We start from the raw sequence: 11,405 nt of genomic DNA on the forward strand, positions 1-11,405 counted from the left end.
GGCGGTACGGCGAAGGCGGCCGGACGCGGAAGCGCCGGAGCGCGCGCCGGGACCCGTCAGCGGGTACCCCAGGAGTAGGTCTGCTTGTGAAGCTTGAGATAGACGAAGGTCTCGGTGGCGCGGACGGTGGGGATGGCCCGGATCTTGCCGAGGATCTCCAGGAGATGCTGGTCGCTCTCGCAGACGACCTCGACCATGATGTCCAGCGACCCGGCGGTCAGCACGACGTAGTCGATCTCCCTGATGGCCGACAGCTCGTCGGCCACCGTCTCCAGGTCGCCCTCGCACTTGATGCCGATCATGGCCTGGCGGGGGAAGCCCAGGGTGAGCGGGTCGGTCACCGCGACGATCTGCATCACCCCCGCGTCGAGCAGGCGCTGGACCCGCTGGCGCACGGCGGCCTCGGACAGCCCCACCGCCTTGCCGATCGCGGCGTACGGCTTGCGCCCGTCCGTCTGCAGTTGCTCGATGATCTGCTTGGAGATCTCGTCGAGGACGACGGGGCCGGGCCTGGCGTCGTTTTCGCGGCGAACCTTGGGCGGCGTCGTCATGGGCGCTCCCTGGCGTCATGTTGCGGGGCTGTTGCCGTCATGTTGCGGCTCCGATGCGACATGCTGTCAGTTCCGGTGCTTCTGTCAAGCGATTTCGTAGCAATTTGGTATCTTAACAACGAAATCCCTTGTCGTAAGGCTGTCGCTCTGTAAGAGTCGCGACAACTCAGCCCCGATCCTTAGGAGGCCGACGGTGACCACCCCGGTTGAGACCAGCGAATTCCCTCGCCTGCGGAACTACATCGGCGGCGAACTCGTGGAGGCCAGGAGCGACCGGTTCTCCGACGTCATCGATCCATGCACGGGCGAGATCTACCTTAAGGCCCCGGTGTCGGGTTCCGAGGACGTCGACGCGGCCTATGCCGCCGCCGCCGCGGCGTTCGAGTCGTGGAGCCGGGCCACCCCGGGCGAGCGCGCCAACCTCCTCCTGAAGGTGGCCGACGCGATCGACGCGCGGGCCGAGGAGCTGAACGAGGCCGAGTGCCGCAACACCGGCAAGCCACGCGCCCGGATGGCCGAGGACGAGACCCCGATCGCCGCCGACCACTTCCGCTTCTTCGCGGGGGCCGCGCGCACGCTGGAGGGCCCGACGTCGGGCGAGTTCCTCGCCGACCACACCTCCGTCATCCGGCACGAGCCGATCGGCGTGGTGGGCCAGGTCACCCCCTGGAACTACCCGATGATGATGGCGGTCTGGAAGATCGCCCCGGCGCTCGCCGCGGGCAACACCGTGGTGCTCAAGCCCTCGGACACCACCCCCGTCTCCACGGTCAAGCTGGCCGAGATCCTCGGGGACGTCCTGCCGAAGGGCGTCTTCAACGTCGTCGTCGGCGACCGGGAGACCGGCGCGCTGGTCGTCGGCCACCCGACCGCGTCGATGGTCGCGATCACCGGTTCGGTCGGCGCGGGCATGGCCGTGGCCAGGAGCGCCGCCGACGACCTCAAGCGGGTGCACCTGGAGCTGGGCGGCAAGGCGCCCGTCGTCGTGTTCGACGACGTCAGGGACCTCAAGTCCGCCGCGGAGTCCATCGCCACCGCGGGCCTGTACAACGCCGGGCAGGACTGCACCGCGGCCTGCCGCGTGCTGGTCCACGAGGACGTCCACGACGAGTTCGTGGCCGCGCTCACCGAGGCGGCGGCGAGCACCGTGACCGGCGACCTCTCCGACGAGGACGCCCTCTACGGCCCGCTCAACAACGCCGACCAGCTGGCCCGCGTCACCGGCTTCATCGACCGGGTCCCCGGCCACGCCAAGGTCCTGACCGGCGGGAACCGGATCGGCGACCGGGGCTACTTCTTCGCCCCCACCGTCGTCGACGGCCTCAGGCAGGACGACGAGATGGTGCAGAACGAGGTGTTCGGGCCGGTGATCACCGTCCAGACCTTCTCCGACGAGGCCGACGCGGTCGCCAAGGCCAACGGCGTCAAGTACGGCCTGTCCGGCTCGGTGTGGACCTCCGACCACGGCCGGGCGATGCGGGTGTCGAACCGACTCGACTTCGGCGTGGTATGGGTCAACACCCATATCCCGTTTGTCTCGGAGATGCCGCACGGAGGCTTCAAGCACTCCGGCTACGGCAAGGACCTGTCCGTTTTCGGGCTGCACGACTACATGCGCGTCAAGCACGTCATGCACTACATCGGCGAATAGCCGCGAACAGAGGGATAAGCCTGGAATGACCGAAATCCAGGCGGGCACGGAGACGGCCGACACCGTCTCCCGCCCGCCCCACGTGCCCGCGATCGAACTTGACGGGGTCGTCAAGGAGTACGTCTCCCACGGCGAGGTCGTCCAGGCGGTCAGGGGTGTCACCCTGTCGATCGCCGAGGGGGAGTTCTTCTCGCTCCTCGGCCCCTCGGGCTGCGGCAAGACCACCACCATGCGCATGATCGCCGGCTTCGAGGACCCCTCGCGCGGCACCGTGCGGCTGCACGGCCAGGACGTCACCGACGTCCCCCCCAACAAGCGCGACGTCAACATGGTCTTCCAGTCGTACGCCCTCTTCCCGCACATGAACGTCTGGGAGAACGTCGCGTTCGGCCTCCGGCGCAAGAAGGTGGCCGACGCCGAGATCAAGCGCCGGGTCGGGGAGATCCTGGAGATCGTCGACCTCACCGGGCGGGAGAAACGCCGCCCCCGGGAGATGTCCGGAGGCCAGCAGCAGCGGGTCGCCCTCGCCCGCGCCCTGGTCAACAACCCCCGCGCGCTCCTGCTGGACGAGCCGCTCGGCGCCCTCGACCTCAAGCTCCGCCAGGCCATGCAGATCGAGCTCAAGCGCATCCAGCGCGAGGTCGGCATCACCTTCGTGTACGTCACCCACGACCAGAGCGAGGCGCTCACGATGAGTGACCGCATCGCCGTCATGAACGACGGCCAGGTCGAGCAGCTCGGCACCCCCAGAGAGATCTACGAGCGGCCCGCAACCGCTTTCGTGGCCGGGTTCATCGGCACGTCCAACCTGCTCAGCGGCACCGTCGACCGTTTTCAGTCCGGCTTCGCGGTGCTTAAGCTGGGTGATGACGACCACGTCCTCGCCGAGGGCGGATCGTTCCGCGCCGGGGAACCGATCGCGATCACGGTGCGCCCGGAGAAGATCAGGATTACCACGGAGGAGCCCACCGGCGACCTCAGCGTCGTGCGAGGCACCGTCTCAGAGGTGGTCTATCTGGGGCTTTACACCAGCTACACGGTCTGCCTGGCCCACGGCGCAGAGGTGACCGTCTTCCAGCAGAACGCACTCGACAGCGCGAGCACGGCGGAGCGTGGCGACGCCGTCTGGCTGTCGTGGCTGCCGCACCACTCGTACGCGATCGGAAGTTGAGCTCGACATGGACCCCCGCACGAACCCCGCCTTTCTGCGAGGCATGACGCAGAGCCGCTCCGTCACGCGCCGTGACGCCCTCCGCCTCGGCGGGCTGTCGGCCGCGGCCCTCGCCCTCGCCGCCTGCGGCGTGCAGGGCAAGAAGGTGGCGGCCGTCCCCCCCAGGGACGCCGTCGCCGAATACTGGGGCTCCAAGAAGAAGAACGGCACGCTGCGCTTCGCCAACTGGCCGCTCTACATCGACAAGGACGGCAAGCGGTACCCCTCGCTGGAGCTGTTCACCGCCGACACCGGCATCCAGGTGGCCTACCAGGAGGCCATCCAGGACAACAGCACGTTCTTCGGCAAGGTCCAGCCGCTGCTCGCCGCCAACAACGACATCGGCTACGACCTGATGGTCCTGACCAACGGCCTCCAGCTGAGCAAGGCCATCGCGCTGGGCTACCTCGTCCCCCTCGACCACTCCAAGCTGCCGAACTTCGCGGCCAACGCGAGCTCCGCGGTGAAGAACCCCACCTGGGACCCCAACAACGCCCACACGATCCCGTGGACGGTCGGCGTCACCGGCATCGCCTACAACCCCAAGTACGTGGACGAGGTCAAGAGCATCCAGGATCTCTGGAACCCCAAGTACAAGGGCAAGGTCGGCATGATGCTCGACACCCAGGAGGTCGCCAACTTCGGCATGTTCGCCCTGGGCATCGACCCCGACAAGTCCACCGAGGCCGACTGGAAGAAGGCCGGCGAGAAGCTCAAGGAGCAGCGCGACGCGGGCCTGGTGCGCAAGTACTACGAGAACGACTACGTCGACGCCCTCGCCAGGGGCGACATCTGGATCACCATGGCCTGGTCGGGCGACATCTTCCAGCAGGTCGCCGAGGGCAAGGACCTGAGGTTCGTGGTGCCCGAGGAGGGCGGCACGATCTGGACCGACAACATGTGCATCCCGAAGACCGCGCAGAACCCGGTCGACGCGCTCACCCTGATGGACTACGTCTACCAGCCCAAGATCGCCACGATGCTGGTCGAGTACATCAACTACATCACGCCGGTCTCCTCCGCCAAGGACCTCGTCCTCGCCGACGCCGCCAAGGCCAAGGGCGACGAGAGGAAGGCGCTGGAGCAGATCGCCGAGAGCCCGCTGATCTTCCCCTCCGAGGCGGACATGGCCAAGCTGCGGTCGTACAAGACGCTGACCTCCGCGGAGGAGAAGATCTTCGAGGACATCTTCCAGCCGGTCACGCAGGGCTAGACCGATGAGAGAGCGACTCGGACCTGAGGGGACGGTCGGCCGGTGAAGCGCCTCGCCCCCTACCTGCTCATCCTGCCCGGCGGACTCTGGCTCGCGATCTTCCTGGTGGTGCCGATGGTCTTCATGGCCTCGGTCTCCATCCAGGAGGGCAACGTGGTCGACGGATTCGCCCAGACGTTCAACTTCGCGGTGTACGGCGACGTCCTGGCGCAGTACCAGACGCAGTTCCTGCGCTCGGCGGGGTACGGCCTGGCCGCGACCGTGATCTCCATCGCGCTGGCCTACCCGATGGCCTACTGGATCGCCTTCAAGGGCGGCAGCCGCAAGTCGACCTACCTGCTGCTGGTGCTGCTGCCGTTCTTCGTGTCGTTCGTGCTGCGCACGGTGTCGTGGAAGTTCATGCTCGCCGACGACGGCATGCTGCTGGGGCCGCTGAAGTCGGCGGGGCTGCTGCCCGAGGACTTCCACGTGCTGCAGACGACGTCCGCGGTGATCGGCGGGCTGGTCTACAACTACCTGCCGTTCATGATCCTGCCGATCTACGTCGCGCTGGAGCGGGTGGACCCCAAGGTCGTCGAGGCCGCCCAGGACCTCTACGCGGGCAAACGGGAGGCGTTCACCAGGGTCGTGCTGCCGCTCTCGCTGCCGGGCGTGTTCGCCGGGGTGCTGATGACGTTCGTCCCGATGACCGCCGACTACGTCAACGCGGGCATCCTCGGCGGCCCGGAGAACACGATGATCGGCAACATCATCCAGCTCGAGTATCTGGTCAACAACGACTACCCGACCGCCGCCGCGCTGTCGTTCACGCTGATGGCGGCGATGCTGGTCGGCATCTTCGTCTACGCCAAGGCGCTCGGCACCGAGAACGTCCTGGAGGCGGCGGCCCGATGAGCACCACCATCGACGTCACGGAGGCCCCGGCGGCGGACGCGCCCGCCGGGCGGAAGGCCCCGCGGGCCCGCAGGAGGCTGGGCGACCGGCTGCTCTTCGGCTACGTCTGGCTGATCCTGATCTGGCTGTTCCTGCCGATCGCCGTCATGATCGCGTTCGGCTTCAACGACACCCAGAGCAAGTCGAACGTGACCTGGCAGGGCTTCACCCTCCAGTGGTGGGGCCGCCTGGACGAGTACCCCCAGCTGCTCGAGGCCGTGACCAACTCCCTCAAGATCGCCTTGCTCTCCACGGTGATCACGACGGTGCTCGGCACGCTCATGGGCCTGGCCCTGGGCCGCTACCGGTTCCGCGGGCAGGGCGCCACCAACCTGGTGATGTTCGCCGCGATCGCCTCGCCCGAGCTGGTCATGGGCGCCTCGCTGCTGTCGCTGTTCATCAGCGTCGGCGTGCAGACCGGCTTCGCGACCGTGGTCGTCGCGCACGTGCTGTTCTCGCTGTCCTTCGTGGCGATCACCGTGCGGGCCCGGGTGATCGGGCTCGACCGGTCGATCGAGGAGGCGGCGCGCGACCTGGGCGCGTCCACCTGGACGACGTTCTGGCGGATCACCTTCCCGATGATCCTGCCCGGCGTCGTCTCGGGCGCGCTGCTGGCCTTCGCCCTGTCCATCGACGACTTCGTGATCACCCAGTTCACCAGCGGCGCCGTCCAGACGTTCCCGCTGTGGATCTGGGGCGCCACCCGCATCGGGGTGCCGCCTCAGGTGAACGTCATCGGAACGCTTATATTCGCGGTAGGCGTCGCCATCGCCGTGGTCAACACGGTCACCGCGCGCCGCCGCACCTAGCCTTCGCCGAGCCCCGTGCCCTCACCGGGTGGCACGGGGCTTCGGTGTACCCGGGCTCCCGGATCCCCGGGTCCCCGGGTTCCCGGCGGCGAGGGCCGCGGCGGACAATATCCCGGCGGAGAACAGATTCCCGGCAGAGAACAGGGAGGCGAGATCGGATTCAGGCGGGGGGAACCCGCGCGCGATCTCCATGATCACGCGATACACACAAAGACAACCTGACTCACGTAGGGAAGTGAGATTTGTGGATCCGCTGAAGGCTCTTGCTGATGCGGAGCGCAAGCCGTACTGGCTCGACAGTCCGGCGAAACCCGAGCCGCTGGCGCGGCTCTTCGGCGAGACCACCGCCGACCTGGCGGTGGTCGGCGGCGGCTTCTCGGGGCTCTGGACCGCCCTGATGGCCAAGGAGCGCGACCCCTCGCTCGACGTCGTCCTCCTCGAGGGGCGCAGGGTCGGCTGGGCGGCGTCCGGCCGCAACGGCGGCTTCGCGATGGCCACGCTGACCCACGGCATCGCCAACGGGCTGGAGCGCTGGCCCGAGGAGATCTCCACGCTCGAACGCCTCGGCGTCGACAACCTCGACGAGATCGGCGAGGCGGTCGCCGGATACGGCATCGACTGCGGCTACGAGCGCACCGGCGAGCTGCACGTGGCCACCGAGCCGTGGCAGCTGGAGGAGATGAACCGCAACGTCGGCGTCGCCCGCGACCTGGGCGCCCGCTTCGACGTCCTCGACACCGAACAGGTGCGGGCGGAGGTGAACTCGCCCACGTACATCGGGGGCCACTGGGAGCGCGACGGCTGCGCCATGCTCGACCCCGCCCGGCTGGCCTGGGGGCTCCGGCAGGCCTGCCTCTCGCTGGGCGTGCGCATCCACGAGCGCACGCCGGTACGCACCATGAGGGACACCCCGACGAGCCTGGACCTGATCACCCCGCACGGCAGCGTCAGGGCGCGCAAGGTGGCGCTCGGCACCGGCGTGTTCCAGCCGCTGCTGCGGCGGCTGAAGCACTTCCTGGTGCCGGTCTACGACTACGCGCTGATGACCGAGCCGCTCTCGGCCGGCCAGCTGGCCTCGGTGGGCTGGCACAACCGGCAGGGGGTCGGGGACGCGGCCAACCAGTTCCACTACTACCGGCTGACCGAGGACAACCGGATCCTCTGGGGCGGTTACGACGCGGTCTACTACAACGGCGGCATGATCAAGCCCGAGTACGAGCAGCGCGACGAGACCTTCGTCAAGCTGGCGGAACACTTCTCCACCACGTTCCCCCAGCTGTCCGGGCTGCGCTTCACCCACAGGTGGGGCGGCGTCATCGACACCTGCAGCCGGTTCAGCGCCTTCTACGGCCGGTCGCACGGCGGGCGCCTCGCCTACGCCGCCGGATACACCGGGATGGGCGTCGGCGCGACCCGGTTCGGGGCGAACGTCATGCTCGACCTGCTCGCCGGAGAGCGGACCGAGCGGACCGAGCTGCGGATGGTCAAGGAGAAGCCCGTCCCGTTCCCGCCCGAGCCGGTCCGCTCGGCCGGGATCCAGATGACCCGCTGGTCGATCGCCCAGGCCGACCTGCACCAGGGGCGCCGCAACCTCTGGCTGCGGACCCTGGACCGGATGGGTCTCGGGTTCGACTCCTAGGGTTCCGGAGGTTCTGGAAGCCGTCCCCCGCCCACGCTCCCGGCTCAGGCCGGACGAGCGGGGGCGGGGGACGGCCCGCGGACGGCGGAGGCCGAGGCCGGACCGGCACGGCACGATCGGCAGGGCAGGGGAGCCCGTTGGCTTCCGCCGCGCCGGCCGTACAGACTTGGAGCATGTCGGAAAAGGTGAAGTTCACCGCCGGAGGGATAACCCTCGTCGGCGACCTGCGGATTCCGGCGGCGCCGGGCCCGCACCCCGCCCTGGTCCTCACGGGCCCGTTCACCGGCACCCGCGACCAGGTCACCGGCCTGTACGCCGCCCGGCTGGCCGAGGCGGGATACGCGACGCTGGCCTTCGACCACCGCAACTGGGGAGAGTCGGGCGGGGAGCCGCGCAACCACGAGGACGCCCAGGGCAAGCTGGAGGACCTGCGGGCCGCGGTCTCGCTGCTGCGCTCGCGCCCCGAGGTGGACGGCGACAGGATCGGCGCGGTCGGGATCTGCCTCGGCGGGGGCTACGCGCTCAAGTTCAGCGCGTTCGACCCCCGGGTGAAGGCGTTCGCGGGCATCGCGGGGGCCTACAACAACCCCTACGGCATGCGCGCCGGGATGTCGCCCGCCGGGTACCAGGAGGCGCTGGCCTCGTTCACGGCGGTGCTGGAGCGCCAGGACGGGGGTGGTGAGGTGGAGTACCTGCCCGCGGTGGCCGAGGAGGGGGAGGCGGCGATGCCGGGCGACGAGCCGTTCGCCTACTACGGCACCTCCAGGGGCGCCTCGGAGCACTGGCGCAACGAGGTCACCCGGGCCTCCGTCCGCGAGCTGATCACCATGGACAACATGACGGGCGCCGACTTCCTGTCGCCCAAGCCCGGCCTGATCGTGCACGGCGTGGTCGACCGCTTCTGCTCGCCGGAGGGGGCCGAGGAGGCGTACCGGCGGATGGACGAGCCCAAGAGGCTCGTCTGGCTGGACGCCAGGCTGCACATCGACCTCTACGACGCGGAACCGCACGTCACCCGGGCGGTCGAGGCGGCCGCCGCGTTCTTCGGCGAGCACCTCTGAACGCGATGTACGTCCTCGGGCTGGACGTCGGCGGGACCTCCTCGCGGGCCCTCCTGCTCGACGCCTCGGGGCGGCGGGCCGGGTACGGGAGGGCGCCGGGCGGCAACCCCGCGGCCCACGGCAACGCCGTCGCGGTGGCCAACATCGGCCTGGCGCTGGAGCTCGCCCTGCGCGGGACCGACCCGGGCCTGGTGGCCGGGGCGGTGATCGGGCTGGCGGGCGGCGGGGCGCTGGACCGCCTGGTGTTCGACCCCATGTGGGCCGCCGCCGGCCTGCGCGTCCCGCCCCGGCTCACCGGCGACCTGGGCATCGCCTTCGCCGCCGGTACGGCGGAACCGCGCGGCACCGCGCTCATCGCCGGGACCGGGGCCATCGCCGCCAGGATCGAGGACGGCGAGCCGGTGACGATCGCCGACGGGCTCGGCTGGCTGCTGGGCGACCAGGGCTCCGGGTTCTGGCTGGGCAGGGAGGCCGCCGGCGCCGCCGCCCACGCCCTCAGCCGGGGCGACGCGGGCGGCAGGCTCACCCGCCTCGTCACCGACGCCCTCCTGGAGGACGAGGTCTCGGGGCCGGCGGTCGCCGAGATGGGAGAGGGCGGCGCGGGCACGGTGGAGGGGATGCGGGCACTGGCGATCAGGCTGGTGGTCCGCGCGCAGTCGCGGCCCCCGCTGGAGCTGGCCAGGCTCGCCCCGCTCGTCAGCCGGGCGGCGGCGGAGGGGGACCCGGCCGCCCTGAGGATTGTGTCCACCGCGGCCCGGCTGCTCTGCGAGACGGTGGCCGAGGTCCGCCGGCCGGGCGAGACAAGCCCGATCGTGCTGGCCGGGAGCGTGCTGACCAGCGAGGGACCGGTCGCCTCCGCCGTACGGGAGAGGCTGGGTCCTTCGACGGTCCTGGCGGGCGACGGCGCGGCGGCGGCGGCGTGGCTGGCCGGCCGCAAGGCGTTCGGCTGGGATCCGGCGACCGCCGCCCGGCTGCACGCCCGCGTCGTCTCCGGAGACTGAGCCGGGCTTCGTTTCCGTCGGTCCGAGCGGTCCGGGTGGTCTGAGCGGTCCGGGTGGTCTGAGCGGTCCGGCCGGTCCGGAACCCGGTCCGGGTACACACATCGATGTACGTCCCGGATGGGCCTGCGTGACGATGTCCGCGGGCCCTCCGGACGGGATCGTGGAAGGCGTGACAAGTCGCCGCATAGAAGTGCTCGACCTGCTCAGGGGGATCGCCATCGTCGGCACCCTGGGCACGAACATCTGGATCTTCACCGACCCCGGAGGCCCCGCCGACGTCATGGGGGCGCTGGGCCGGCCGGAGACCGTGGAGACCCTCCTCCGCTTCCTCACCAACGGCAAGTTCCTCGCGCTGCTCACCCTGCTCTTCGGGGTCGGGCTCGAACTCCAGTACCGCTCGGCCGCCCGCCGTGGCGCGCCGTGGCCCGGCTGGTACCTGTGGCGGGCCGGGCTGCTGTTCGTCGAGGGCCTGATCCACTACCTGCTGATCTTCGAGTTCGACGTGCTGATGGGCTACGCGCTGACCTCGGTCATCGTGGCGTACCTGATCGGCAGGAGCGACCGCGTGGTCAAGGCGTGGATGATCACCGTCGGGGCGGTGTTCGCCGCGCTGGTCGGTCTGCTCACCGCCGGCATGCTCGCCGCCCCGGCGAGCACGGACGGCGGGCCGGAGTCGTCCACGCTCTTCACCGACGGCACCTACCCGCAGCAGGTCGCCGCCCGGGTCGAGATGTTCGGCCTCTACCGGATCGAGATCGTCCTCATCGTCCCGATGGGCATCGTGCTGTTCCTGCTCGGCTCCCGGCTGATGCGCGCAGGGGTGTTCGAGGACTCGGAGCGGGGCGCCTCGCTGCGCCGGAGGCTCGTGGTCGCCGGACTCGCCGTGGCCCTGCCGCTCAACCTGGTCACCTCCTTCGCCGGCCCCGGCTGGTTCCTGGTGGACCGCTACCTGCTGCCCCCGGTGGTGGCGCTGGGCCTGCTCGGTCTCGTCGCGACCCTCGCGCGGCGGGCGACCGGCGCCCCCGGCGTGCTGAGGCGAGGGCTGAACAACGTCGGCCGTACCGCCCTGAGCTCCTACATCTTCCAGAACCTGGTCGCGTCGGCGCTCTGTTACGGCTGGGGACTCGGCCTGGCCGCGTCGCTCGACGACCTGCGGCCGTGGTGGGTCCTGGCGGCCTGGGCGGGCATCTGCGCGCTCTTCATGACGCTGTCCACGCTGTGGCTGCGGCACTTCGAACGGGGTCCCGTCGAGACGCTCTGGCAGTGGGCGTACCTGGCGCCGCAGGGACGCTCAAAGAAATCTGACAAAAGAGTAGAAGTTCCCACAAAACATTAGG

10 protein-coding genes are annotated in these 11,405 nt (G+C 69.8%); 9 read left to right on the top strand and 1 reads right to left on the bottom strand.

Annotated elements, in window-relative coordinates; genetic code table 11:
• Positions 1-56: 56 nt before the first annotated feature.
• On the bottom strand, positions 57-551 hold the full coding sequence (locus AB0F88_RS11165) for an Lrp/AsnC family transcriptional regulator (protein WP_329091340.1): 495 nt from the start codon (positions 549-551) through the stop codon (positions 57-59).
• Between the two features lie 193 nt (positions 552-744).
• On the opposite strand from AB0F88_RS11165, the gene AB0F88_RS11170 reads away from it, so the two are divergent.
• The 9 genes from AB0F88_RS11170 to AB0F88_RS11210 all read left to right on the top strand — a co-directional run bounded on the left by AB0F88_RS11170 (position 745) and on the right by AB0F88_RS11210 (position 11,404).
• Positions 745-2,202 (top strand): gamma-aminobutyraldehyde dehydrogenase, encoded by a 1,458-nt coding sequence (locus AB0F88_RS11170; RefSeq protein WP_362680491.1) that lies wholly within the window; start codon positions 745-747, stop codon positions 2,200-2,202.
• A gap of 25 nt (positions 2,203-2,227) precedes the next feature.
• Entirely contained in the window at positions 2,228-3,373 is a 1,146-nt protein-coding gene (locus tag AB0F88_RS11175; RefSeq protein WP_362680494.1) for an ABC transporter ATP-binding protein, read from the top strand.
• Between the two features lie 43 nt (positions 3,374-3,416).
• On the top strand, positions 3,417-4,625 hold the full coding sequence (locus tag AB0F88_RS11180) for a spermidine/putrescine ABC transporter substrate-binding protein (RefSeq protein WP_362680497.1): 1,209 nt from the start codon (positions 3,417-3,419) through the stop codon (positions 4,623-4,625).
• A 42-nt stretch (positions 4,626-4,667) separates the two neighbouring features.
• A complete protein-coding gene (locus AB0F88_RS11185) occupies positions 4,668-5,519 on the top strand; it encodes an ABC transporter permease (RefSeq protein ID WP_362680500.1) in 852 nt (283 codons plus the stop codon).
• Positions 5,516-6,367, top strand: coding sequence for an ABC transporter permease (locus AB0F88_RS11190; protein ID WP_362680503.1), 852 nt, complete (start codon positions 5,516-5,518; stop codon positions 6,365-6,367). The genes AB0F88_RS11185 and AB0F88_RS11190 overlap by 4 nt, the downstream gene beginning before the upstream one ends.
• Before the next feature lie 244 nt (positions 6,368-6,611).
• Positions 6,612-8,006 (top strand): FAD-dependent oxidoreductase, encoded by a 1,395-nt coding sequence (locus AB0F88_RS11195; protein WP_362680642.1) that lies wholly within the window; start codon positions 6,612-6,614, stop codon positions 8,004-8,006.
• Between the two features lie 173 nt (positions 8,007-8,179).
• Positions 8,180-9,067: an alpha/beta hydrolase gene (locus tag AB0F88_RS11200; protein WP_362680506.1), complete on the top strand. Its 888-nt coding sequence runs from the start codon at positions 8,180-8,182 to the stop codon at positions 9,065-9,067.
• 5 nt (positions 9,068-9,072) lie between these two features.
• Complete coding sequence (locus AB0F88_RS11205; RefSeq protein ID WP_362680509.1) at positions 9,073-10,068, top strand: BadF/BadG/BcrA/BcrD ATPase family protein; 996 nt, start codon at positions 9,073-9,075, stop codon at positions 10,066-10,068.
• A 169-nt stretch (positions 10,069-10,237) separates the two neighbouring features.
• Entirely contained in the window at positions 10,238-11,404 is a 1,167-nt protein-coding gene (locus AB0F88_RS11210) for a DUF418 domain-containing protein (protein WP_362680512.1), read from the top strand.
• The last annotated feature ends 1 nt before the right edge of the window (position 11,405 follow it).

It is taken from the genome of Streptosporangium sp. NPDC023963, from assembly GCF_040639135.1.
Classification (GTDB): domain Bacteria; phylum Actinomycetota; class Actinomycetes; order Streptosporangiales; family Streptosporangiaceae; genus Streptosporangium.

Coding starts and splice junctions, on each gene's coding strand:
- AB0F88_RS11165 (WP_329091340.1), bottom strand. CDS start 551: ATGACGACGCCGCCCAAGGTTCGCCGCGAAAACGACGCCAGGCCCGGC.
- AB0F88_RS11175 (WP_362680494.1), top strand. CDS start 2,228: ATGACCGAAATCCAGGCGGGCACGGAGACGGCCGACACCGTCTCCCGC.
- AB0F88_RS11180 (WP_362680497.1), top strand. CDS start 3,417: ATGACGCAGAGCCGCTCCGTCACGCGCCGTGACGCCCTCCGCCTCGGC.
- AB0F88_RS11190 (WP_362680503.1), top strand. CDS start 5,516: ATGAGCACCACCATCGACGTCACGGAGGCCCCGGCGGCGGACGCGCCC.
- AB0F88_RS11200 (WP_362680506.1), top strand. CDS start 8,180: ATGTCGGAAAAGGTGAAGTTCACCGCCGGAGGGATAACCCTCGTCGGC.
- AB0F88_RS11205 (WP_362680509.1), top strand. CDS start 9,073: ATGTACGTCCTCGGGCTGGACGTCGGCGGGACCTCCTCGCGGGCCCTC.